This window comes from Citrobacter sp. CFNIH10 (assembly GCF_002934585.1).
Classification (GTDB): Bacteria; Pseudomonadota; Gammaproteobacteria; order Enterobacterales; family Enterobacteriaceae; genus Citrobacter_A; species Citrobacter_A amalonaticus.
Genome location: NZ_CP026216.1, coordinates 587,291 through 612,164 on the forward strand (window position 1 = coordinate 587,291; position 24,874 = coordinate 612,164).

Below are 24,874 nucleotides of genomic sequence, written 5' to 3' on the forward strand. Positions count from 1 at the left end.
TTAAATTCATAGTATTAGTAAAATTTTCAACACTGCTCTTGTCAAAATCTTCATTTTAGATATAAATTAGATATATCTAAACAAAAGGAGGTTATCATGCGACATCATCATGAAGGTTGCTGTAAAGGCGAAGGGCATCATCACGGCGGTTGCGAACATCGTCACGGTAGAGGTGGCGGTGGTGGACGGCGTCAGCGCTTTTTTGGCCATGGGGAGCTGCGTCTGGTGATTCTGGATATTCTCTCCCGCGAAGCCAGCCACGGTTATGAGCTAATCAAAGCTATCGAGAATCTGACGCAAGGCAACTATACGCCGAGTCCTGGCGTGATCTACCCAACGCTGGATTTCCTCCAGGATCAGGCCTTTATTGCGGTTAGCGAAGAGGATGGCGGGCGTAAAAAAATCACTCTCACTGACACCGGCGCACAATGGCTGGAAGAGAATCGTGAACATCTCGGCCACATTCAGGAACGCGTCAACGCACGCAATGTCGGCTTTGAACTGCGTAAGAATCCGCAGATGAAACGAGCGCTGGAAAACTTCAAGGCAGTGCTGGATCTGAGAGTGAATCAGGGTGACATCAGCGACGCACAGGTAAAAAAGATCATTGGCGTGATCGACCGTGCGGCGCTGGAAATCACTCAGCTTGATTAAGCAGGCAAGGCGTCGCCGTCACGAACACGGAACACTTTCACCATCTCTTTTAAGTGTAACGCCTGCTCATTCAGTGACGCCGCTGCCGCAACGGACTCCTCGACCAGACAGGAGTTCTGCTGGGTGGTGGCGTCAATCAGGCCAATCGCGCTGTTGATCTGCGAAATCCCCTCGGTTTGCTCACGACTGGCCTGGCCGATCTCCCGCAGGATCACATCCATCTCCTCGACGTTGTTGACCATGCCGTTTATCAGGCCGTTAGCCTTCTCGACCAGTTGCATCCCTTCCTGGGTCTGACCGGTGGAATCCTCAATCAGATGGCGGATCTCGCTGGCAGAAGATGCGCTCTTTTGCGCCAACTGGCGTACTTCCCCTGCCACCACGGCAAACCCACGGCCATGCTCACCGGCTCGCGCGGCTTCAACAGCCGCATTAAGCGCCAGAATATTGGTCTGGAATGCAATGGAGTCAATCAGGTTGATGATGTCCGACATGCGGTTAGATGTTTCATTAATCACCCGCATTTTTTGCGTTACCTGATTCATCATCTCGCCATTGTTCTTCACAACGGTCGCCGCCCCCGCAGAGAGCTTCGTCGCTTCTCCGGTATGTTCGGCCGTGTTTTTTACCGTGGCGGTGATCTGCTCCATTGACGCGGCGGTCTGCTCAACGGAGCTCGCCTGTTCTTCGGTACGTGCAGCCAAATCCTGGTTCCCGGCGACGATCTGCGCTGCCGCGCTGGAGATATTCTCCGACCCGTCCTGGACTTCCTGGACGATCTCCAGCAGGCGAGTTTTCATTACCATCAGCGCATGCAGCAGTTCGCCGGTCTCATCTTTCTGCGTGGTGAGGATATTGCGGGTCAGGTCGCCCTCGGCAATCGCTTCGGCAAACTGCACCGCTTCATTCAGTGGCCGGGTGATGGAACGCACGATATACCAACCCATCATACAACCCGCGGCAATACCGATGAGCGCCAGCGCGATAAGCAACGCCCGGTTCGCGGTAAAGTCGCTTTCCACCTGCGCGCCAGCATGCAACATCTGCGTATCTTCAATGGCGATCAGTGCCTGAACTTTCTCTTTATAGGCCTGCTGTACATTGACCGTCGTGGTCATCATCTCCTGCATTGCCGCCTGTCGGTTATGGTTTTGCAGTGCCTGCAAAATGCGGAATCGGGAGGCGAGATATTGCTCGCGCACATCACGGATCCCGGAGATGACCTTTTTCGATTCGGCATTTAGCGGCGCAGCGTCCAGTTCATCCAGCAACACCGTAATCTGCTGGCTAATGGTGTCGAGCTTTTTCTGGGACGTCTGGGTCCACCGCCCCTCTTCGTCCATCAGCATCAACTGCTGCGTGCTGACAAAATCCTGAAAATGATCGATGAGCTTGTTGGCTTTTACCGTGATGGGATAGTCATTGGTAATGATGTTTTGCATACCGCTGTTGGCGCGGTCCAGGCTAAATAATGAAAGGCCTGAACTCACCATCATCAGTACAATAAACAATCCAAACGCGATAAATAATTTTGAGCGGATCTTCATGTTACGTAAAAACATATATTCTCCCTGGAGATAGTTTTTCTTCAGACAGATTCATTTATCGGTAACAAACTCACTAACTTTATGATATTGATCGCTTTTTATTATCAATAACTGCCGGCAAATAGTTTTTGACGATGAATAAAGGCAGACCGATCGTTATATAAACGATTTTTTATGATGTCCAAATAGCCCAAAGACAGAAATGAAAAGATACGAATAAAATAAAAAAACCACCCGTAGGTGGTAATATTTAATATGTTATTAACATTATTATTACAATGACGCTTACCATTACCGGTAAGCGTTGATGCGGATAAAAGAAAGGATTAGTGCAACACCGTCACGGCATCCGCCAGACGGCTGGCACGGTGTTTAACCATGGCGGACACCTGCGCGCTCTCTTCAACCAACTCGGCGTTCTTCTGCGTGATGTCGTTAAGTTCGCCTACCGCACGCGTCAGACTGGTCAATCCGTCGGACTGTTCAAGCGTTGAATGGCTGATCTGCGCAATCAACTGAGTGACGTTTTGTACCTGAGAGACAATATCATCCATCGTACGTCCCGCAGCGTGGACCTGCTGAGAACCCGACTGCACTTTATCCGCACTGGCATCGATCAGCTTACGAATATCATTCGCCGCGCTGGCGCTGCGGCTGGCCAGATGGCGCACTTCACCCGCCACGACGGCAAACCCTTTGCCTTGCTCACCCGCCCTGGCCGCTTCAACTGCGGCGTTCAACGCCAGAATATTGGTCTGGAAAGCGATGTCGTTAATCAGCGTGGTGATGGTGCCAATGCGCTGCGTGCTGTTGGCGATGTCATCCATGGTTTTAATCACGGTGTCCATCGCTTCACCGCCCTGTGCCGCCGCGCTACTGGCGGCAATCGACAGCTTATCGGCGGCGGATGCGGTTTCTGAGTTTTGTTTTACCGACGCCGCCATTTGATTCATGGTGGTCACCGTCTGCTGGACGTTATCGACCGTCTGACGCGTATGCTTATTCAGATCGTCGTTGCCTTTCGCTAAGGCTTCGCTGCCGTTTCTGACGCTCGACACCTGGCTTGAAACGTCGTGAATTAGCCAGCGACACATCAGACCAAGTTGCCCGACAGCGCGTAGCGTCAACCCCAGTTCATCACTGCGATTCAGATGCGCCACGCTGTTTCGCTCACCGGTCGCCACCTTCAGCGCCTGCTTCGCGACATTCTCAATCGGACGAACAATCTGCCACTCAAACGCCGCTGTACCCAGTAGCATCACCAGCACACACATCAGTTGTGCAAGCCATGGCGCACCAGACAGGTGTAGCACCGCCGCCAATACCACGTAGATCAGCGCCATCACGCTGCGGACCCGCCAACGCACCGGCATTGCCGGTAGTTTCCCGAGCCATCCTTTACGCACAACCAGTCCTTTGTGGATCCGGCGTCGACAACGACCTTCATTGAGCGCCTTGTAAAGCGGCTCAACCGTGGCGATCTCCGCATCCGTCGCGCGGGTGCGAATTGACATGTACCCCGTCACGTTCCCCTCGCGCACCATCGGTACCGCGTTCGCCCGAACCCAGTAGTGATCGCCATTTTTACGGCGATTCTTGACGATGCCGCTCCAGGGCTCACCCTGCTGCAGGGTGTACCACATGTCAGCAAAGGCTGCTTTCGGCATGTCCGGGTGACGCACCAGATTGTGCGGTTGCGCCAGCAATTCATTGAGTGAGTAACCGCTAATATTGACGAACGTATCGTTGGCGTGCGTGATGTAGCTGTGGAGATCGGTTGTCGACATGAGGGTCGTATCGTCATCCAGCGGTGTATTTTGCTGGGTAACGTAGAGCTGAGAAGACATAGTCGCGTCCTGTGCAAGTTATCTGGTTGTTAACTTCTTGTCAGATGTTATTTCGGCGCTAACAGATTTATCTTTAGATGTTAAATTTGATTTAGATCGCAATTTGCGATTAAACCTCATATTTTGTACGAATTCTAATTGATTGATTTAAAATACTTTCACGTTGAAACTATAAAATCACACTGTGGGTCGCGCACTGTTATCGCGCAAAATTTGCACTATTTCTGCGCAATCGCCCCTTCTGACGCCGCGCTCGCACGGTCTTCATTTTGCACAAAAACCCAGCAATTGTTAACAAATGAGATTAAATGTTGCGCAATAACAGTTCTCCCTGGTGTTTATCCCGATTTTCATCAGCGCCACCGGGATGGCGCAATCCCTGCAATACTTAAATCGGTATCATGTGATACGCGATTTCCGGGAGCATATTTTGAACAGGTTACCTTCCAGCGCATCGGCTTTGGCCTGTAGTGCGCACGCACTGAATCTCATTGAGAAGCGAACGCTTGATCATGAGGAGATGAAAGCACTTAACCGAGAGGTGATTGATTACTTCAAAGAACATGTCAATCCGGGATTTTTAGAGTATCGCAAATCTGTTACCGCCGGCGGGGATTACGGAGCCGTAGAGTGGCAAGCGGGAAGTCTGAACACGCTTGTCGACACCCAGGGACAGGAGTTTGTCGACTGCCTGGGAGGTTTTGGAATTTTCAACGTGGGGCACCGTAATCCAGTTGTGGTTTCCGCCGTACAGAATCAACTCGCGAAACAACCTCTGCATAGTCAGGAACTGCTTGACCCACTGCGGGCCATGCTGGCAAAAACCCTTGCTGCCCTGGCGCCCGGAAAACTCAAATACAGCTTCTTTAGCAACAGTGGTACCGAATCGGTCGAAGCGGCGCTGAAACTGGCGAAGGCGTATCAATCACCACGCGGCAAATTTACCTTTATCGCCACCAGCGGCGCGTTTCACGGTAAGTCGTTGGGCGCGCTGTCCGCCACCGCCAAATCGACGTTCCGCAAGCCGTTTATGCCGCTGCTGCCGGGCTTCCGTCATGTGCCGTTCGGCAATATTGAGGCCATGCGTACCGCGCTCAGCGAGTGCAAAAAAACCGGAGATGATGTGGCTGCGGTGATTCTGGAGCCTATCCAGGGTGAAGGCGGCGTGATCCTGCCACCGCAGGGTTATCTCACCGCCGTACGTAAACTCTGCGACGAATTTGGCGCGCTGATGATCCTTGATGAAGTCCAGACCGGCATGGGGCGTACCGGCAAGATGTTTGCCTGCGAGCATGAGAACGTGCAGCCCGACATTCTCTGCCTGGCAAAAGCGCTGGGCGGCGGCGTGATGCCGATTGGCGCGACGATCGCCACCGAAGAGGTCTTCTCGGTACTGTTTGATAACCCCTTCCTGCACACCACCACCTTCGGTGGCAATCCGCTGGCCTGTGCGGCCGCGCTGGCCACCATCAATGTGCTGCTGGAGCAGAACTTACCGGCACAAGCGGAACAGAAAGGCGATATCCTGCTGGACGGTTTTCGCCAACTGGCGCGAGAGTTCCCTGACCTGGTGCAGGACGCCCGCGGGAAAGGGATGCTGATGGCAATCGAGTTTGTCGACAATGAAACCGGCTACAATTTCGCCAGCGAGATGTTCCGCCAGCGGGTCCTGGTTGCCGGAACGCTCAACAACTCGAAAACGATCCGCATCGAACCGCCGTTAACGCTGACCATTGAGCAGTGTGAGCAAGTGCTGAAAGCCACGCGTAAAGCGCTGGCGGCGCTGCGGGTGAGCATAGAAGAGGTGTAAACAGCTTGCCGGGTGATGAAACACCATTCTGGCCTGTGAACAAATGCCCCCTGCCCGGGGGCATTTTTTGAATCCCATCACAATCATCGCATTCCCCTTTTCCCTTTTCCCTGCCGACGACTAAATTAGACACTCATCCGACCACATAACAATAATTTTACATACTGGACAATCTTATGCGCTATCCGTCGCTGTTCGCCCCGCTTGATCTTGGTTTTACTCGGCTTAAAAACCGCGTGCTGATGGGTTCAATGCACACGGGACTTGAAGAGTATCCTGATGGCGCGGAACGCCTGGCCGCTTTCTATGCCGAGCGAACCCGGCACGGCGTCGCACTGATTGTCACGGGTGGCATCGCCCCCGCGTCGTCTGGCGTCACGATGGAAGGCGGCGCGACGCTCAATGACGCCCGTGAGGTACCGCATCACCGCATCATCACCGATGCGGTTCATCGTGAAGGCGGGAAAATAGCGCTACAGATCCTGCATACCGGGCGCTACAGCTATCAACCACAACTGGTGGCCCCTTCCGCAATTCAGGCACCCATCAACCGGTTTACCCCGCACGCATTGAGCCACGAAGAAATTCTGCAACTGATAGAAGACTTCGCGCACTGTGCCCAACTGGCACGGGAGGCGGGTTACGACGGCGTGGAGGTCATGGGCTCGGAAGGGTACCTGATTAACGAGTTTCTCGCCCTGCGCACCAATCAGCGCGACGATGAATGGGGCGGTGATTATACCAATCGTATGCGCTTTGCCATTGAAGTGGTACGTGCGGTGCGTCAGCGGGTGGGGAACGACTTTATTATTATCTACCGCCTGTCGATGCTTGATCTGGTGGAAAAAGGCGGCACTTTTGCAGAAACAGTGCAACTGGCGCAGGCCATTGAAGCCGCAGGCGCAACGCTCATCAACACCGGAATTGGCTGGCATGAAGCGCGCATTCCCACTATCGCCACGCCGGTACCGCGCGGCGCCTTCAGTTGGGTAACGCGTAAGCTGAAAGGACACGTTTCACTGCCACTGGTCACCACTAACCGGATTAACGATCCGCAGGTTGCCGATGAAATTCTGGCGCGTGGTGATGCCGATATGGTGTCGATGGCGCGCCCGTTTCTCGCGGATGCCGAACTGCTGACGAAAGCGCAATCGGGGCGTGCCGATGAAATTAACACCTGCATCGGCTGTAATCAGGCGTGCCTGGATCAGATCTTCGTCGGCAAAATCACGTCGTGCCTGGTGAATCCCCGCGCCTGCCATGAAACCAAAATGCCTGTTGTTCCGGCTTCCACAATAAAAAATCTGGCTGTCGTCGGCGCGGGCCCGGCGGGTCTTGCCTTTGCTATCAATGCGGCGGCACGCGGTCATCATGTCACCCTCTTTGATGCGCTGGGCGAGATCGGCGGGCAGTTTAATATTGCCAAACAGATCCCCGGTAAAGAGGAGTTTTATGAAACGCTCCGCTATTACCGTCGGATGATTGACGTCACCGGCGTCACCCTGAAACTCAATCATTATGTTGCAGCAGACGATCTGCAGGCATTCGATGAGGTGATCCTCGCCAGCGGGATCGAGCCGCGCAGGCCGCCGATCGACGGCATCGATCATCCGAAGGTTTTAACCTACCTCGATGTCCTGCGTGACAAAACCCCGGTGGGGAATCGGGTGGCGATCGTTGGCTGCGGCGGGATCGGCTTTGATACCGCAATGTACCTGAGTCAGCCCGGCGAACCCACCAGCCAGAACATTGCCGATTTCTGTGTGGAATGGGGTATCGACACCAGCCTGCAACAGGCCGGCGGATTACGTCCGGAAGGCCCGCATCTGGCTCGCAGCCCGCGTCAGATTGTGATGCTCCAGCGTAAGGCCAGCAAACCCGGCGAGGGGCTGGGAAAAACCACCGGTTGGATCCATCGCACCACGTTGCTTTCACGCGGTGTGAAGATGATCCCGGCAGTCAGCTATCAGAAGATCGACGACACCGGTCTGCACGTGTTGATCGGTGGTGAAGCGCAGACGCTGGAAGTCGATAACGTCATTATTTGTGCGGGTCAAGAGCCGCGACGTGAGCTGGCAGAACCGCTGCATGCGGCGGGAAAGACGGTGCACTTAATCGGCGGCTGTGATGTAGCGATGGAACTGGATGCCCGCCGGGCCATTGCCCAGGGCACCCGTCTGGCGCTGGGAATTTAATTCATTGCCCGGTCACATTGTGCGTGCCGGGCATGGGCAGTTCGCTTAGCGACGGCGGCCGACTTTCACCGCTTTGAGCACCACAAACTTATTGTTGGTCGCAACGGTGGCGCAGTTGCCGAAGATCTTCTTCAGCTTGTGGAAATAGTCGAGGTGACGGTTGGCGACGATATACAGCTCGCCGTTGATCTTCAGGCAGCGACGGGCGTGGTGGAACATTTCCCAGGCAATGTTATCCGTCAGTGCATGCTTCTGATGGAACGGCGGGTTGCACAGTACGGCGTTAAAGCGAAAAGGCTCAACCCCGGACAGCGCGTTGTTAATCATAAACTCACAGCGATCGATGGCTTCAGGCAGGTTAGTTTCCACATTCAGACGGCTGGACGCCACCGCCATTGGGGATTCATCGACAAACACCACGCTCGCCTGCGGATTTTTTTCCAGCAGCGTCAGACCAATTACCCCGTTGCCACAGCCGAGATCGACAATCTCCCCTTCCAGATTCTCTGGCAGGTGCTGCATAAAGAAACGTGCGCCAATATCCAGCCCGGTGCGGGAGAAGACGTTGGCATGGTTATGGATGGTCCAGTCGGTGCCTTCCAGTTTCCAGCTCAGCGTTTCCGGCGCATCAGCCAGAGCCGGCTCGCTGAAGGTGCAATTGATGAGACGCGCCTTTTTCCACGCCAGCGTGGTAGTCGTTGGACCGAGCACTTTCTCAAACAGCTCCAGCGTGGAGTTATGGATATCCCGCGCCTTCGCGCCAGCAATGATACGGGTTTGCGGGGTCACCACTTTTCGCAGCGCGCGCAGCTGTTGCTCAAGCAGTGCCAGCGTTTTCGGCACTTTGATCAGCACCACGTCCGGCGCCTGCGGGTACTCTGCCGTGCTGTCGAGAAACTTGACGCTGGACTCCGCGAGGTCGTTATGGCGCAGGTTTTCCCGCGTTGCCAGTTCGCTTAAATACGAATCACCAATGCTGTACGGCGACTGCTCCGCCAGCGCACAGCTCAGCGCACCGAAGGTATCATTCAGGATCAGCACCGGGCCGCGAATCTCCGTATCGTCCACCTGTTGCAGCAGATAATCATCGGCCGCTTCCCACGCCAACAGTGGGTTAACGTCGTCCGTTTCCGGGAAACGTTTTAGTGTCAGTGAACGGAAACCGTTGTCTGTGTGGCTCATCGGCCCTCCTGAATGGTAAAATTTCGGCGTATCCCGTAAAAGGGTGCGTGAGTATACACTTTTTATGATTTGCATGGGTGACGATGAGCCAATTAACTTACCTCCAGGGCTACCCGGAGCACCTGCTTTCTCAGGTGCGCACGCTGATTGCCGAGCAACGGCTGGGCGCGGTGCTGGAAAAGCGCTATCCGGGAACGCATGATTTCGCGACGGATAAAGCGCTCTGGCAATACACCCAGGATCTGAAAAATCAATTTCTGCGTAACGCCCCGCCGATCAACAAAGTGATGTATGACAATAAGATCCACGTGCTGAAGAATGCGCTCGGCCTGCACACAGCGGTCTCTCGCGTACAAGGCGGCAAGCTGAAAGCGAAAGCCGAGATCCGCGTCGCCACCGTGTTTCGCAACGCGCCGGAACCCTTTTTGCGAATGATCGTCGTCCACGAACTGGCGCATCTGAAGGAAAAGGAGCACAACAAGGCGTTTTATCAGCTTTGCTGTCACATGGAACCGCACTATCACCAGCTGGAATTTGATACCCGCCTCTGGTTGACGCAGTTGTCGTTAAAGGAAACTGCGCAGTAGCGCACTGGCTTTGTCATAAAGGCGTGCTAAATTGACGACAGAATCCCTTTATGGAGCCTGAAGGCATTTATGATACGTTTCGCAGTGATTGGCACAAACTGGATCACCCGCCAGTTTGTGGATGCCGCCCATGAGACCGGCAAATATAAGTTAACCGCAGTCTATTCCCGCAGCCTCGAACAGGCGCAAACCTTCGCCAATGATTACCTCGTCGAGCATCTGTTTACCTCGCTGGATGCGATGGCGCAAAGCGAGGCGATTGACGCCGTGTACATTGCCAGCCCGAACTCGCTGCACTTTCCCCAGACCCAACTGTTTCTGAGCCATAAAAAGCATGTGATCTGTGAGAAGCCACTGGCGTCGAATCTGGCCGAAGTCGAAGCCGCCATCGCCTGTGCGCGGGAAAATCAAGTGGTGCTTTACGAAGCGTTTAAAACCGCCAGTCTGCCTAACTTCCTGCTGTTACAACAATCGCTGCCGAAAGTCGGTAAAATGCGCAAAGCGTTCCTCAATTACTGTCAGTACTCGTCGCGCTATCAGCGCTATCTTGACGGCGAAAACCCGAACACCTTTAACCCGGCCTTCTCCAATGGCTCGATCATGGACATTGGCTTCTACTGCCTGGCTTCCGCTGTGGCGCTATGGGGCGAACCGCACAGCGTACAGGCCTCTGCCAGTCTGCTGGAGAGCGGTGTCGATGCCCACGGCGTGGTGGTGATGGACTACGGTGATTTCAGCGTCACCCTCCAGCATTCCAAAGTGAGTGATTCCGTTGTCGACAGTGAAATTCAGGGCGAAGCCGGATCGCTGGTGATCGAAAAAATCTCCGAATGCCAGAAGGTTTGTTTTGTTCCGCGCGGCGGGAAAACCCAGGATCTTACCCAACCGCAGCACATCAATACTATGCTGTATGAGGCACAGGCGTTTGCAGCACTGGTGGACGCCAATGAAGTGAATCACCCTGGATTGTCCAACAGTCGCATCACGGCAAAATTGTTAACCGAGATTCGTCGCCAGACCGGCGTCACCTTCCCGGCAGACGATGTCAGCCGCGCAGCGACTGCGTAAAACATTGTAAAACAGATGTTACAGGCCATTGACGGAATGCATGGCCTGTCATATTTTGTTACCTGCAAAGGGGAGTAACTTCATTGTCGGTCGATCGTCATTACGATGTGTGAAAAACCACATCCGGTCACCGGGCAACGACAAAGGAATGCGCTAACGCATTCTTTTTTTGTTGTAAGTGAGACCTTGCCGGAAGGCGAGGTCTATGCATAAAAAGCAGCGGCTGACGTCTTCCGACGTTGGCCGTTTTTTTTATGTGTAAGGAATGATGATGAATACTGTCGGCACACCGTTGTTATGGGGCGGATTCGCTGTTGTTGTGGTGATCATGCTGGCTATCGACCTCTTTTTGCAGGGGCGTCGTGGCGTACATACGATGACCATGAAGCAAGCGGCTGCCTGGTCCCTGGTCTGGGTCACGCTCTCGCTACTGTTTAACGCTGCATTCTGGTGGTACCTGGTACAAACCGAAGGCCGCGCCGTCGCCGATCCGCAGGCGCTGGCGTTCCTCACGGGTTATCTGATCGAAAAATCCCTCGCCGTCGATAACGTCTTTGTCTGGCTGATGTTGTTCAGCTACTTCTCGGTGCCGCCTGCCCTGCAACGTCGGGTACTGGTCTACGGCGTGCTGGGTGCCATCGTGCTACGTACGATAATGATTTTTGCTGGTACCTGGCTGATTACGCAGTTCGAATGGATGCTGTACGTGTTTGGCGCTTTCCTGCTGTTTACCGGGGTAAAAATGGCGCTGGCGAAAGAAGATGACGCCGGCATTGGCGATAAGCCTCTGGTGCGCTGGCTGCGCGGACATCTGCGCATGACGGATACTATCGAGAACGAACATTTCTTCGTGCGTAAAAAGGGTCTGCTGTATGCCACGCCGCTACTGCTGGTGCTGATCCTGGTGGAACTGAGCGACGTTATTTTTGCGGTCGACAGTATTCCGGCTATTTTTGCTGTTACGACTGACCCGTTCATCGTTCTGACCTCGAACCTGTTCGCGATCCTGGGCCTGCGTGCCATGTACTTCCTGCTGTCGGGAGTTGCAGAGCGGTTCTCTATGCTGAAATACGGTCTGGCGGTGATCCTGGTGTTTATCGGTATAAAGATGCTGATCGTCGACTTCTACCATATCCCGATTGCGATTTCGCTCGGCGTGGTATTTGGCATCCTGGTCGTGACGTTACTGATCAACGCCTGGGTCAACTACCAGCATGATAAGAAACAACAGGCGTAATTCTGTCGTGCCGGGCGACGCTAGCGCGTCCCCGGCCAATAGATAATCTGGCCTCTGCTTTTTGTAGAACATGTCACAATACTGTTAACACCAAGTTACAAAACATGACCGCAGCATGAAATCCAGCATATTTCGCTTCCCGAAGCGTTATCTTTCCTTATACTCAACCAGGCAAACACTTTGTTACATCCGGAAAGCGGCGTCCATAGAACGCGCGAAGGATGAGCAACAACACACTGTAAGGATCAAGAAATGACTACGCAACGTTCATCGGGGCTGCTACAGCGTTTGGCTCAAGGAAGCCTGGTTAAACAAATTTTGGTCGGTCTCGTACTGGGGATCATACTGGCATGGATTTCAAAACCGGCAGCCATTGCCGTTGGCTTGCTCGGCACATTGTTCGTCGGTGCGTTAAAAGCCGTCGCCCCGATTCTGGTTCTGATGCTGGTGATGGCGTCGATCGCCAACCATCAGCACGGGCAAAAAACCAGCATTCGCCCGATTCTGTTTCTCTATCTGTTGGGGACGTTTTCTGCGGCGCTCGCCGCGGTAGTCTTCAGCTTCGCCTTCCCTTCAACGTTGCATCTGGTCACCAGTTCGCATGATATCGTGCCACCGTCAGGCATTGTAGAAGTACTGCGTGGCCTGCTGATGAGCATGGTCTCTAACCCTATTGATGCGCTGCTGAATGCCAACTATATCGGCATCCTGGTGTGGGCGGTCGGCCTTGGTTTTGCCCTGCGTCACGGCAACGACACCACCAAAAATCTGGTCAATGATATGTCGAACGCCGTGACCTTTATGGTGAAACTGGTGATCCGCTTTGCCCCGATTGGTATTTTTGGTCTTGTCGCATCGACCCTCGCCACCACCGGCTTCTCCACGCTGTGGGGCTACGCGCAACTGCTGGTTGTGCTGGTCGGCTGTATGGCGCTGGTCGCGCTGGTGATCAACCCACTGCTGGTATTCTGGAAAATTCGTCGCAATCCGTATCCGCTGGTTTTTGCCTGCCTGCGTGAAAGCGGCGTTTATGCTTTCTTCACCCGCAGTTCAGCAGCGAATATTCCGGTGAATATGGCGCTGTGTGAAAAACTGAATCTGGATCGCGATACCTATTCCGTTTCTATTCCGCTGGGCGCCACCATCAATATGGCGGGCGCGGCGATCACCATTACGGTGTTAACGCTGGCAGCGGTGCATACGCTGGGCGTTCCGGTGGATCTGCCCACCGCGCTGCTGTTGAGCGTGGTCGCCTCACTGTGCGCCTGCGGCGCATCCGGTGTTGCAGGTGGCTCGCTGCTGCTGATCCCGCTGGCCTGTAATATGTTTGGTATCCCGAACGATATCGCCATGCAGGTGGTTGCTGTCGGCTTTATCATCGGCGTGCTGCAGGATTCCTGTGAGACGGCGCTGAACTCCTCCACTGACGTCCTGTTTACCGCGGCAGCCTGCCAGGCTGAAGACGAACGTCTGGCGAATAACGCGCTGCGTAGCTAAGCCTTAAACCCTTCCGTCATCTGGCGGAAGGGGTCTCTTCCTGTACGCTTTTCTCAATTTTGAATGGATCGATTCCCCGGCGTTTCATACGCCAGAAACGAATAATGTTCAGCCCGTTCATCACCAGAAAACTGCCTTCAATCAGCGTTCCGCCGATCGATCCCAGCCAGAAGTTGTGTACCACCCAACAGGCAGTCGCACACCACATCACGCAGCGCACCGTTAATCCTTTACAGCGGAACAGCGCCCAGGTACTGGCGAGCGTGCCGATGATGGGCAGAATTTCCATCGCATGCTGTAGTTTCGCCAGCCCTAGCACCAGGGTGAGGATAATGAACAGCGCCATCACCCACAGTTTGCGGGTGCGCATCGACACCAGAGTACGCACGGTATTGAGTTCCGCGCTCATCCCGGCGGGCCAGGCGCCCATCAGAAAGAAGTGTACGCCTATCGTGGCGCTATAGACGGCAAGCTGGAGTCGGAAGCGGCGCTCATCGCGGTTGAAAAACGTCGTAATGCCAATCAGAAACGCGAGCACACCGACGCCCTGAGCCAGCCAATACGCGGTCATAAACGACATCAACTCCATTAACAATGCCTGATGGCGCTGCGCTTATCAGGCCTGCCAGCGTAGGCCTGATAAGGCGTTTTGCCGTCATTCGGCACTTTTTACAACGTTACGCCGCTTTTAAAGATAGCCAGTTCGCGGAAATCATTGCGTTCGTTGCAGGTCTGCTTACCGTTGGCGAAATCGACGATGGTATCAATGAACTCATTCAGCAGTTGCGGCATCGCTTTGCCGTGGATCAACTGGCCCGCATCAAAGTCGATCCAGTGCTTTTTCTTCGCCGCCAGTTCGCTGTTGGTGGCAATTTTCACCGTCGGCACAAATCCGCCGTAAGGAGTACCGCGACCGGTGCTGAACAACACCATGTGACAACCGGCACCCGCCAGCGCACTGGTGGCAACCGCATCATTACCCGGCGCGCTCAGCAGATTCAGACCGTGGGTTTTCAAACGCTCGCCGTAGCGCAGCACATCAACCACCTGACTGGAACCCGCTTTCTGCGTGCAGCCCAACGACTTGTCTTCCAGCGTAGTGATCCCACCGGCTTTGTTACCCGGCGAAGGGTTTTCGTAAATCGGCTGATTGTGGGCGATAAAATACTGCTTGAAGTCATTGACCATGGTGACCAGTTTGCCGAACGTTTCTTCGTCGCGACAGTGACTCATCAGCAATTGCTCCGCCCCGAACATCTCCGGCACTTCGGTCAGTACGGTGGTGCCGCCGTTGGCAATCATGTAGTCAGAGAAGCGACCAAGCATCGGGTTCGCGGTAATCCCGGAAAGCCCGTCTGAACCACCACACTCCAGACCAAACTTCAGCTCGCTCAGTTTCCCCGGCTCGCGTTTGTCGTGGCGCATCACGTCATAAAGCTGATGAAGATGCTCAAGTCCCGCCTCCACTTCATCGTCCTGATGCTGACAAATCATAAAGTGCACACGCTCAGGATTGAAGTCGCCCAGCGTTTCGCGGAAGGCATCGACCTGGTTGTTTTCACATCCCAGGCCAATCACCAGCACCGCGCCGGCGTTCGGATGACGGACCATGTTTTGCAGCATGGTGCGGGTGTTGATGTGATCGTCGCCAAGCTGCGAGCAGCCGTAGGTGTGGCTGAACAGGAAGACACCGTCAGTGCCCTCTGCATCATTCGTCTCTTTCAGAAAACGGCTCTGGATCTGGCGCGCAATCCCGTTGACGCAGCCAACGGTTGGCAGGATCCAGAGTTCGTTTCGTACCCCGACGTCCCCATTAGCGCGACGATAAATCTGCACGTCGCGGTCCGCCGGTTGCGCAGGAAGATCCTGAAAATCGGGTTGATAGCGATACTCATCCAAATCGCTCAGATTGGTGCGAGTATTGTGGGCGTGAATATGTTCACCCGCCGCAATGTCCGTCAAAGCATGGCCGATAGGCTGACCATACTTAATTACGTACGCCCCTTTCCTGATGTCACTCAGCGCAAATTTATGTCCGCGAGCAATATCCTGGCGAAGCGTTACGGTGTGGTTGTCCACAGTGACTTCCGTTCCCTGCGCCAAATCAGCCAGCGCGACCGCAACGTTATCCTGCACATGGATTTTGATGTATTGCATATCAACCCCGGACCTTAGTTCAGTTCAATGGCGAAGTAATCACGCGCATTGTTAAAGCAAATGTTTTTCACCATCTCGCCCAGCAGTTGACTATCTGCCGGGGCTTCACCGGCCTGCACCCAGCGGCCAATCATCTGGCAGAGAATGCGACGGAAGTATTCGTGACGGGTATAAGACAGGAAGCTGCGGCTGTCGGTCAGCATGCCGACAAAGCGGCTTAACAGACCCAATTGCGCCAGTTGCGTCATCTGACGTTCCATGCCGTCTTTCTGATCGTTGAACCACCAGCCGGAACCGAACTGCATTTTGCCCGGCATCCCTTCCCCCTGGAAGTTGCCGATCATGGTGCCCAGCACCTCGTTATCGCGCGGGTTCAGGCAATAGAGAATGGTTTTCGGCAACAGGTTTTCTTCATTCTGTTTGCTGAGCAGTTTTGATAACTCTTCCGCCATCGGACGGTCGTTGATGGAGTCAAAGCCCACATCCGGCCCCAGCAGTTTGAACTGGCGCAGGTTGTTATTGCGCAGGGCGCCAATATGGTATTGCTGTACCCAACCGCGACGCGCATATTCCGCCCCCAGGAACACCAGCACAGCCGTTTTGAACTGCGCCACTTCATGTTCGTTCAGCGTCTCGCCTGCCAGGCGACGTACCAGAATGCTATCCAGTTCAGCGTCGCTGGACTCTGCGAACAGCACCACATCCAGCGCGTGGTCGGAAACTTTGCAGCCGTGCGCCGCAAAATGATCCAGACGTTTGGTCAGCGCGCTTTGCAGATCGGTAAAGCGGCGAATATCGGTGTCCGACACTTCACCCAGTTTTGCCATGTAATCGTTGAAGGTCGCCTGCTCAATATTGAAGGCTTTATCCGGACGCCAGCTTGGCAAAACTTTCACGGAGAAGCTGCTGTCTTTTGCGACCGTTGCGTGATGCTCCAGCGAATCGATCGGATCGTCAGTCGTGCCGACCATTTTCACGTTCATCTGCTGCATGATGCCGCGTGCGGAGAATTCATCCTGCGCCAGCAGTTCGTTGCACTGATTCCAGATTTCGTCCGCCGTCGACGGAGAAAGCAGCTTACCTGTCACGCCGAATGGGCGACGCAGTTCAAGGTGCGTCCAGTGGTATAACGGGTTGCCGATCGTATGCGGAACCGTCGCCGCCCACGCGTCAAACTTCTCGCGGTCGGAAGCGTCGCCGGTACACAGGCGCTCAGCGACACCGTTAGTGCGCATCGCGCGCCATTTGTAATGGTCGCCTTTCAGCCAGATGTCATACAGATTCTTGAACCGGTAGTCTTCGGCGATTTGCTGTGGCGGCAGATGGCAATGGTAATCGAAGATAGGCTGGTCTTTCGCATAATCATGATACAGACGGCGGGCAAATTCAGTATCAAGTAGAAAATCTTCTGTCATAAACGGGGTCATTATCGTCTTCCTCTCAACGAGTGCGTCTGATTGCTTATGTAGCGATGCTGACAAAGTTATCACACCAATTTCCATAGCCTGTAGATATTTTCGTGAGGTAGATCAATAAATGCCGACAAATTGTTTACCCTCGAAGTGGTAAACATCGCCTCAAGCCGCGCCAGCTCTGGCATCGCCTAATCGAAATAATAACCACGCTAAGATTCATACTTTTGTGATGGCACTCACCTTTTAAAGTTGTATGACAAGTTATCTTTCTGCCGTCGCGATACATAAGCCGACGGAATGCATAGTTACCGATGATTCATCATCGGATTGACCGGTACGGAAACCGAATTAGCAAAATTTATTTATGGCAACGTTCGGGCGTACCGGCTTTTTTTGGTTACCCCGTCGTAAACAGCATCCTCTGCCACAGGCAGGAAGATGACCGCGATCTTTGCGGAAATAACAAAACGATGAGGTTTTACATGCGTAAAATTAAAGGGTTACGTTGGTACATGATTGCGCTGGTGACGCTTGGCACCGTGCTGGGTTACCTGACGCGTAACACTGTGGCGGCAGCTGCGCCAACTCTGATGGAAGAGTTGCACATCTCCACCCAACAGTACTCCTATATCATCGCAGCCTATTCTGCTGCTTACACTGTCATGCAACCTGTTGCCGGCTATGTGCTGGATATACTGGGCACCAAAATAGGCTATGCAATGTTTGCTGTGTTATGGGCCGTTTTCTGTGGCGCAACCGCATTGGCAGGAAGCTGGGGGGGCCTGGCGCTGGCGCGCGGCGCGGTCGGTGCGGCAGAAGCCGCGATGATCCCGGCGGGGCTGAAAGCCAGTTCCGAATGGTTCCCGGCGAAAGAACGCTCCATTGCGGTCGGCTACTTTAACGTCGGCTCCTCTATCGGTGCGATGATTGCCCCGCCGTTGGTTGTCTGGGCGATCGTGATGCACAGCTGGCAGATGGCGTTCATTATCTCTGGTGCCCTGAGCTTCATCTGGGCCATGTCCTGGCTTATCTTCTATAAGCATCCGCGTGACCAGAAAAAACTGACGGACGAAGAGCGCGACTACATTATTAATGGCCAGGAAGCGCAGCACAAAAACAGCACCAAAAAGAAAATGTCATTCGTGCAGATCCTGCGTAACCGCCAGTTCTGGGGTATCGCCCTGCCGCGTTTTCTGGCAGAACCGGCCTGGGGGACGTTTAACGCCTGGATCCCGCTGTTCATGTTCAAAGTCTATGGCTTTAACCTGAAAGAAATTGCAATGTTCGCCTGGATGCCGATGCTGTTTGCTGACCTCGGTTGCATCGTGGGGGGTTACCTGCCGCCGCTGTTCCAGCGCTGGTTTGGCGTCAACCTGATTGTCTCGCGAAAAATGGTCGTTACGCTGGGTGCTGTGCTGATGATTGGCCCAGGGATGATCGGTCTGTTCACCAGCCCGTACATCGCCATTATGCTGCTGTGTATTGGTGGTTTTGCTCACCAGGCCCTGTCCGGTGCGCTGATTACACTCTCTTCTGATGTCTTTGGTCGTAACGAAGTGGCCACGGCGAACGGTCTGACCGGGATGTCTGCCTGGCTGGCGAGTACGCTGTTCGCCCTGGTGGTCGGTGCGCTGGCAGACACCATTGGCTTCAGCCCGCTGTTCGCAGTACTGGCCGTGTTCGACCTGTTGGGCGCGCTGGTTATCTGGACCGTGCTGCAAAACAAACCGGCCAGTGAAGTTGATTCTGGCCCGCAGTTTGATGAACCGGCAGCGCAAAGTTAGCCTGCCGACGGATAACGCATAAGCAATCTCAGCCGCCTGCTGGCACCCGCAGGCGGCTTTTTCGTTTCTGCGTATAGAGCCAAACTCGCGAAAGTGGTATAACAAATACAGTCTGCCGTATCATGCCTGGAGTGCATATGGAAATCACCGAACCACGACGTTTGTATCAACAACTTGCTGCTGATTTAAAAGAGCGCATCGAACAGGGCGTTTACCTGGTGGGTGATAAATTGCCTGCAGAGCGTTTTATTGCCGATGAAAAAAATGTCAGCCGTACCGTGGTTCGTGAAGCCATCATCATGCTGGAAGTCGAAGGGTATGTTGAGGTCCGTAAGGGGTCCGGGATTCATGTGATTTCCAACCAACCGCGCCACCAGCAGGTCACCGACGAGTCGCTGGAGTTTGCCAACTACGGTCCTTTTGAATTACTCCAGGCGCGTCAGCTTATCGAAAGCAATATTGCAGAGTTTGCCGCCACCCAGGTCACCAAGCAGGACATCATGAAACTGATGACGATCCAGGAACAGGCGCGCAACGAAAAATGTTTCCGCGACTCCGAATGGGACCTGCAATTCCACATTCAGGTCGCGTTAGCCACGCAGAACTCCGCACTGGCCGCTATCGTGGAAAAAATGTGGACTCAGCGCAGTCACAACCCGTACTGGAAGAAACTGCACGAACATATTGATGCGCGTACCGTCGATAACTGGTGCGACGACCACGATCAAATCCTGAAGGCACTGATCCGCAAAGACCCGCATGCGGCAAAACTGGCGATGTGGCAGCATCTCGAGAACACAAAAATCATGCTGTTCAATGAAACCAGCGACGATTTTGAATTTAATGCCGACCGTTATCTGTTTGCCGAAAATCCGGTCGTTCATCTCGATACGGCGGCTAACGCGACAAAATAAACGTTCTTGATTCGACAGGCGCGCCGTTGCGCCTGTCAGTAAGCGAAAGGTATAAAGTGTCAGCCTGTGTAAATCCTCTCGCCACCCTCTCCTGCGATCAGCAAAATCACATTTCAAGGACGTGTAATTTCTATAACGGACTACGTTGACCTTTGTTACAATTAGATGCAATTCGAATTTATGTTTGTCAGTGCTTGCTTACTTCATAACTTTTAACAGGGAATAGTTCAGGCCGCGGCTTTGCGCCTGTCAGTAAGCGAAAGGTATAAAGTGTCAGCCTGTGTAAATCCTCTCGCCACCCTCTCCTGCGATCAGCAAAATCACATTTCAAGGACGTGTAATTTCTATAACGGACTACGTTGACCTTTGTTACAATTAGATGCAATTCGAATTTATGTTTGTCAGTGCTTGCTTACTTCATAACTTTTAACAGGGAATAGTTCAGGCCGCGGCTTTGCGCCGTCCGCACACCATGTAAAACACTAACAATGATGCGGCGTAGCAAACTGTTTAACCCGGCGTGACGTTAACCAATTCGACCTGGAATACTGAATGGAACTTTTGACTCAATTACTGCATGCCCTCTGGGCGCAGGATTTTGAAACACTGGCCAATCCTTCCATGATTGGCATGCTGTATTTTGTTTTATTTATGATTCTGTTTCTGGAGAACGGGTTGCTGCCAGCCGCCTTTTTACCTGGCGACAGTTTGTTGGTGTTAGTGGGTGTTCTGATTGCCAAAGGCGCCATGGGCTTTCCGCAAACCATTCTGTTGCTGACCGCAGCCGCAAGCCTCGGTTGCTGGCTCAGCTATATTCAGGGCCGATGGCTGGGCAACACCCGCATCGTACAAAACTGGTTATCGCACCTGCCGGCCCACTATCATCAACGCGCTCACCATTTATTCCATAAGCATGGTCTTTCCGCCCTGCTGATTGGTCGTTTTATCGCGTTTGTTCGTACCTTGCTGCCGACCATCGCTGGCTTATCCGGCCTGAATAATGCCCGCTTTCAATTTTTCAACTGGATGAGTGGCTTGCTGTGGGTGCTGATTTTAACCAGCCTGGGTTATCTGCTGGGGAAAACGCCGGTGTTTCTGAAGTATGAAGATCAACTGATGTCATGCCTGATGCTGTTACCCGTCGTGCTACTGGTTTTTGGCCTGGGCGGTTCACTGGTCGTCCTGTGGAAAAAGAAATACGGGAATCGAGGGTAAGGGATGCTGAAACCGCGTATAACCCTTAAACAACTGGCCTGGAGCACCGCGTTTCTGCTGACGTTGAGCGCCATGCTGTTGGTCTGGTCAACGGTTCGTCAGCAAGAATCCACGCTGGCGATCCGCGCCGTCCACCAGGGGGCCAGCATGCCGGACGGCTTCTCGATCTGGCATCACCTCGACGCTAACGGCATTCGTTTTAAAAGCATTACACCAAAGAACGACACTCTGCTCATCACTTTCGATTCCAGCGCCCAGAGTGCCGCCGCCAAAGCGGTGCTCGACAAAACGCTGCCGCGCGGCTACATCATTGCCCAGCAGGATGATAACAATCAGGCCGTCCAGTGGTTGTCACGTTTACGCGATACGCCACATCGGGTAGGGTAATCTCCAGGAATCCGAATCATATCACCCACTTTGGTGATTTCTGCGATTAATGTCTATGATTAATGAGGCGATGGGGTCACCCTGTCGCTTTATCACTGGATCATCGTTCCTGAATTCATGGGGACGAGTCACAATGGAAGGTTCAAGAATGAAATACCGCATCGCTTTCGCTATCTCCCTTTTCGCTCTCAGTGCTGGCAGCTACGCTAACACGCTTTGCCAGCAAAAAGAGCAGGATATTCAACGGGAGATCAGCTACGCCGAGAAGCACAATAACCAGAATCGCATCAATGGGCTAAAAAAAGCGCTCAGCGAAGTCAGGGCCCACTGTACTGACAGCAAGCTGCGTGCCGATCATCAGGAAAAAATTGCTGAGCAGAAAGAAGAGATCGCCGAACGTCAGCGCGACCTCGCCGAAGCAAAGCAAAAAGGCGATGCGGACAAAATTGCCAAACGCGAGCGTAAACTGGCTGAAGCGCGAGCGGAACTGAAAGAGCTCGAAGCTCGCGACTACTAAGTATCAGTACCACTTACTCACCTGGAGAAAACTATGTCGAAAGAAAACACATCGGAACATCTGCGCGCTGAGTTGAAATCCCTGGCCGATACGCTGGAAGAGGTGCTGAACTCCTCTGGTGATAAATCGAAAGAAGAGTTGAGTAAGATCCGCAGCAAAGCCGAGCGCGCGCTAAAAGAGAGCCGCTATCGCCTCGGTGAAACGGGTGATGCCATTGCTAAACAGACTCGTGAAGCCGCTGCGCGTGCTGACGACTATGTGCGCGAAAATCCGTGGACCGGCGTCGGGATTGGTGCGGCCGTGGGCGTCGTGCTGGGCGTTCTGCTGACGCGTCGTTAATGATGGCGGATCCTCATCACGCGCAAGGGCCCGGGAAAAGCGTTCTGGGTATCGGGCAGCGGATTGTCACTCTTCTCGTTGAGATGGTGGAAACGCGGTTACGTCTGGCCGTCGTCGAGCTTGAAGAAGAAAAGGCGAACCTTTTTCAGCTTCTGCTGATGTTGGGACTCACCATGCTCTTCGCTGCATTTGGTTTGATGAGCCTGATGGTGTTAGTCATCTGGGCCGTTGACCCGCAGTATCGGCTCAATGCGATGATTGCCACCACGGTCGTGCTGCTGGCACTGGCGCTGATTGGCGCGATATGGACGCTGCGAAAAGCGCGGCGCTCCACATTGTTACGCCATACGCGCCATGAACTGGCAAATGACCGGCAATTGCTCGAGGAGGAGAGCCGTGAGCGGTAAAGTCGAACGTGAACAACGTAAGGCCCGACTGCTTCGTGAGATCCAACAGCAACGGCTGGATCTTTCAGCCAGTCGTCGTGACTGGCTGGAAGCCACGGGCGCTTACGATCGTGGCTGGAACACCCTACTGAGTTTGCGCTCCTGGGCGCTGGTCGGCAGCAGTGTGATGGCCGTCTGGACGATTCGCCACCCTAACCTGCTCGTGCGTTGGGCAAAGCGCGGGTTTGGCGTGTGGAGCGTCTGGCGACTGGCTAAAAAGACGCTGCGCTCAACCGTTGCCTGAGGGTGCTTCGCTTATCCGACTCTCACATTCAATAGGTAGGCCGGATAAGGCGTAGCCGCCATCCGGCAACGGTACCAGGAGCGCTTCGCTTACCCATCCACAATATCACCCCACTACAAAATCAAATTTTTTGAAAAATATTGACAGTTTTCCTTGCTAACAATTCTCATTCTTCACGCTTATGATTCTCTCCATCGACAGCAATGACGCGGAACGCCGCGAAATTGCACCCAAAAAACAAACTCAGCAGTCTGTGTAGTTCCTGGAGAGAAGAATGAAAAAATTAGAAGATGTTGGTGTACTGGTAGCGCGTATTCTGATGCCAATCCTGTTTATTACCGCAGGTTGGGGAAAAATCACCGGTTACGCAGGTACCCAACAGTATATGGAAGCGATGGGCGTTCCGGGATTCCTGCTGCCACTGACCATTTTGCTTGAGTTCGGCGGCGGTCTGGCGATTCTGTTCGGTTTCCTGACCCGTACCACCGCGCTGTTTACCGCAGGCTTTACACTGCTGACCGCGTTTATCTTCCACAGCAACTTTGCGGAAGGCGTGAACTCACTGATGTTCATGAAAAACCTGACCATCGCTGGCGGCTTCCTGCTGCTCGGCATCACCGGTCCGGGCGCATTCAGTCTCGACCGTGTACTGAACAAAAAGTGGTAAGCGCTCTATAATGAATGAAAAAGAACGAGGGGATTTTCTCCTCGTTTTTGCTATCTGAGGGAAAAAACATGGGACAACTGATCGACGGCGTCTGGCATGATACCTGGTATGATACCAAATCCACCAGGGGCAAATTTCAACGTTCGGTATCGGCATTCCGCAACTGGCTCACGGCGGATGGCGCGCCGGGTCCTTCCGGCGAAGGCGGTTTTGCGGCAGAAAAAGACCGCTATCACCTGTATGTTTCTCTCGCCTGTCCGTGGGCGCACCGTACGTTAATCCTGCGTAAGCTCAAGGGTCTGGAGCCGTTTATCTCCGTCTCGGTCGTAAATCCACTGATGCTGGAAAACGGCTGGACCTTTGACGATGATTTTCCGGCGGCCACAGGCGATACCTTATATCAGCACGAATTTCTGTACCAGCTTTACCTGCACGCCGATCCCCATTACAGCGGCCGCGTCACCGTGCCTGTTTTGTGGGATAAAAAGAACCATACGATTGTCAGTAATGAATCTGCTGAAATCATTCGCATGTTCAATACGGCGTTCGATGCGCAAGGGGCAAAAGCCGGGGACTACTATCCCCCAGAACTGCGCAACAAGATCGACGAACTGAACGGCTGGATTTATGACAACGTTAACAATGGCGTCTATAAAGCGGGCTTCGCTACCAGTCAGCAAGCCTATGATGACGCGGTAGAAAACGTCTTTACCGCGCTGGCGCGGCTGGAGCAGATCCTCGGTCAGCATCGCTATCTGACAGGTAATCGGCTTACAGAGGCTGATATTCGCCTGTGGACAACACTCATCCGCTTTGATCCGGTGTATGTCACGCATTTCAAATGCGACAAGCATCGCATCAGCGACTATCTCAATCTGTATGGTTTCCTGCGCGATATTTATCAGATGCCAGGCATCGCGGAAACGGTCAATTTTGACCATATTCGCCACCACTATTTTCGCAGCCATAAGACGATTAACCCGACAGGCATTATCTCCATTGGCCCGTGGCAAGACCTCAAAGAACCACACGGGCGTGACAGCCGTTTCGCCAAGTGAACCCAGGCACCCTTCAGGGTGCCTGCTCAATTTACCCTTCAAATATTTACCCTCTCATCATTCGCAACTATTCTTTCTTTGATTGCTTTAAAAACAAGTGATTGACA

The 24,874-nt window shown here is 53.5% G+C and carries 23 protein-coding genes; 17 read left to right on the plus strand and 6 right to left on the minus strand.

Features of this window, described 5'->3' with window-relative positions:
• The first annotated feature begins 96 nt into the window (after window positions 1–96).
• Entirely contained in the window at window positions 97–654 is a 558-nt protein-coding gene (locus C2U53_RS06115; protein ID WP_104445728.1) for a PadR family transcriptional regulator, read from the plus strand.
• Here C2U53_RS06115 and C2U53_RS06120 read toward each other — a convergent pair.
• A complete protein-coding gene (locus C2U53_RS06120) occupies window positions 651–2,216 on the minus strand; it encodes a methyl-accepting chemotaxis protein (RefSeq protein ID WP_104445729.1) in 1,566 nt (521 codons plus the stop codon). The genes C2U53_RS06115 and C2U53_RS06120 overlap by 4 nt on opposite strands.
• 311 nt (window positions 2,217–2,527) lie before the next feature.
• Entirely contained in the window at window positions 2,528–4,048 is a 1,521-nt protein-coding gene (locus C2U53_RS06125) for a PAS domain-containing methyl-accepting chemotaxis protein (RefSeq protein ID WP_104445730.1), read from the minus strand.
• A gap of 430 nt (window positions 4,049–4,478) precedes the next feature.
• Between C2U53_RS06125 and ygjG the strand changes: the two genes are divergently transcribed.
• Both ygjG and C2U53_RS06135 read left to right on the plus strand, forming a co-directional pair.
• Complete coding sequence (ygjG, locus tag C2U53_RS06130; RefSeq protein ID WP_172740562.1) at window positions 4,479–5,858, plus strand: putrescine aminotransferase; 1,380 nt, start codon at window positions 4,479–4,481, stop codon at window positions 5,856–5,858.
• Between the two features lie 176 nt (window positions 5,859–6,034).
• The gene (locus C2U53_RS06135; protein ID WP_104445731.1) at window positions 6,035–8,053 is read left to right on the plus strand and encodes an FAD-dependent oxidoreductase; all 2,019 of its coding nucleotides are present in this window, start codon (window positions 6,035–6,037) and stop codon (window positions 8,051–8,053) included.
• A 45-nt stretch (window positions 8,054–8,098) separates the two neighbouring features.
• Here the strand turns inward: C2U53_RS06135 and rlmG are convergent, their stop codons facing one another.
• Entirely contained in the window at window positions 8,099–9,235 is a 1,137-nt protein-coding gene (gene rlmG / locus C2U53_RS06140; protein ID WP_044255811.1) for a 23S rRNA (guanine(1835)-N(2))-methyltransferase RlmG, read from the minus strand.
• Between the two features lie 83 nt (window positions 9,236–9,318).
• On the opposite strand from rlmG, the gene C2U53_RS06145 reads away from it, so the two are divergent.
• The 4 genes from C2U53_RS06145 (at window position 9,319) to sstT (ending at window position 13,624) form a co-directional block, all read left to right on the plus strand.
• Window positions 9,319–9,822: a M48 family metallopeptidase gene (locus C2U53_RS06145; protein WP_044255814.1), complete on the plus strand. Its 504-nt coding sequence runs from the start codon at window positions 9,319–9,321 to the stop codon at window positions 9,820–9,822.
• A 69-nt stretch (window positions 9,823–9,891) separates the two neighbouring features.
• Window positions 9,892–10,890: a Gfo/Idh/MocA family protein gene (locus C2U53_RS06150; protein ID WP_061070603.1), complete on the plus strand. Its 999-nt coding sequence runs from the start codon at window positions 9,892–9,894 to the stop codon at window positions 10,888–10,890.
• A gap of 271 nt (window positions 10,891–11,161) precedes the next feature.
• Window positions 11,162–12,127 (plus strand): TerC family protein, encoded by a 966-nt coding sequence (locus C2U53_RS06155; protein ID WP_042998219.1) that lies wholly within the window; start codon window positions 11,162–11,164, stop codon window positions 12,125–12,127.
• Window positions 12,128–12,379: 252 nt separating this feature from the next.
• Window positions 12,380–13,624, plus strand: coding sequence for a serine/threonine transporter SstT (sstT, locus tag C2U53_RS06160; protein ID WP_042998220.1), 1,245 nt, complete (start codon window positions 12,380–12,382; stop codon window positions 13,622–13,624).
• A gap of 16 nt (window positions 13,625–13,640) precedes the next feature.
• Here the strand turns inward: sstT and C2U53_RS06165 are convergent, their stop codons facing one another.
• The 3 genes from C2U53_RS06165 to uxaC form a co-directional block, all read right to left on the minus strand.
• Window positions 13,641–14,195: a YgjV family protein gene (locus tag C2U53_RS06165; RefSeq protein ID WP_046487516.1), complete on the minus strand. Its 555-nt coding sequence runs from the start codon at window positions 14,193–14,195 to the stop codon at window positions 13,641–13,643.
• A 98-nt stretch (window positions 14,196–14,293) separates the two neighbouring features.
• On the minus strand, window positions 14,294–15,781 hold the full coding sequence (locus C2U53_RS06170) for a UxaA family hydrolase (protein ID WP_044265554.1): 1,488 nt from the start codon (window positions 15,779–15,781) through the stop codon (window positions 14,294–14,296).
• Between the two features lie 14 nt (window positions 15,782–15,795).
• On the minus strand, window positions 15,796–17,208 hold the full coding sequence (gene uxaC / locus C2U53_RS06175; RefSeq protein ID WP_104445732.1) for a glucuronate isomerase: 1,413 nt from the start codon (window positions 17,206–17,208) through the stop codon (window positions 15,796–15,798).
• 470 nt (window positions 17,209–17,678) lie between these two features.
• On the opposite strand from uxaC, the gene exuT reads away from it, so the two are divergent.
• The 10 genes from exuT to C2U53_RS06225 all read left to right on the plus strand — a co-directional run bounded on the left by exuT (window position 17,679) and on the right by C2U53_RS06225 (window position 24,767).
• On the plus strand, window positions 17,679–18,980 hold the full coding sequence (gene exuT / locus C2U53_RS06180; RefSeq protein WP_044265632.1) for a hexuronate transporter ExuT: 1,302 nt from the start codon (window positions 17,679–17,681) through the stop codon (window positions 18,978–18,980).
• 137 nt (window positions 18,981–19,117) lie between these two features.
• Complete coding sequence (gene exuR, locus C2U53_RS06185) at window positions 19,118–19,894, plus strand: transcriptional regulator ExuR (RefSeq protein ID WP_042998224.1); 777 nt, start codon at window positions 19,118–19,120, stop codon at window positions 19,892–19,894.
• 552 nt (window positions 19,895–20,446) lie between these two features.
• The gene (yqjA, locus tag C2U53_RS06190) at window positions 20,447–21,109 is read left to right on the plus strand and encodes a DedA family general envelope maintenance protein YqjA (protein WP_042998225.1); all 663 of its coding nucleotides are present in this window, start codon (window positions 20,447–20,449) and stop codon (window positions 21,107–21,109) included.
• A 3-nt stretch (window positions 21,110–21,112) separates the two neighbouring features.
• On the plus strand, window positions 21,113–21,496 hold the full coding sequence (gene mzrA, locus C2U53_RS06195) for an EnvZ/OmpR regulon moderator MzrA (RefSeq protein WP_042998226.1): 384 nt from the start codon (window positions 21,113–21,115) through the stop codon (window positions 21,494–21,496).
• 148 nt (window positions 21,497–21,644) lie between these two features.
• Window positions 21,645–22,013 carry a DUF1090 domain-containing protein gene (locus C2U53_RS06200; protein ID WP_042998227.1) on the plus strand — a complete coding sequence of 123 codons (369 nt, stop codon included), beginning with the start codon at window positions 21,645–21,647 and terminating at the stop codon, window positions 22,011–22,013.
• 33 nt (window positions 22,014–22,046) lie between these two features.
• Window positions 22,047–22,352, plus strand: a complete 306-nt coding sequence (locus tag C2U53_RS06205) for a YqjD family protein (RefSeq protein ID WP_042998228.1) — start codon at window positions 22,047–22,049, stop codon at window positions 22,350–22,352.
• A gap of 2 nt (window positions 22,353–22,354) precedes the next feature.
• On the plus strand, window positions 22,355–22,759 hold the full coding sequence (locus C2U53_RS06210) for a phage holin family protein (RefSeq protein ID WP_104446874.1): 405 nt from the start codon (window positions 22,355–22,357) through the stop codon (window positions 22,757–22,759).
• Window positions 22,749–23,042 carry a YqjK-like family protein gene (locus tag C2U53_RS06215; RefSeq protein WP_042998229.1) on the plus strand — a complete coding sequence of 98 codons (294 nt, stop codon included), beginning with the start codon at window positions 22,749–22,751 and terminating at the stop codon, window positions 23,040–23,042. The genes C2U53_RS06210 and C2U53_RS06215 overlap by 11 nt, the downstream gene beginning before the upstream one ends.
• Window positions 23,043–23,316: 274 nt before the next feature.
• On the plus strand, window positions 23,317–23,709 hold the full coding sequence (locus C2U53_RS06220) for a DoxX family protein (RefSeq protein ID WP_042998230.1): 393 nt from the start codon (window positions 23,317–23,319) through the stop codon (window positions 23,707–23,709).
• Between the two features lie 68 nt (window positions 23,710–23,777).
• Window positions 23,778–24,767, plus strand: coding sequence for a glutathione S-transferase family protein (locus C2U53_RS06225; protein WP_104445733.1), 990 nt, complete (start codon window positions 23,778–23,780; stop codon window positions 24,765–24,767).
• The last annotated feature ends 107 nt before the right edge of the window (window positions 24,768–24,874 follow it).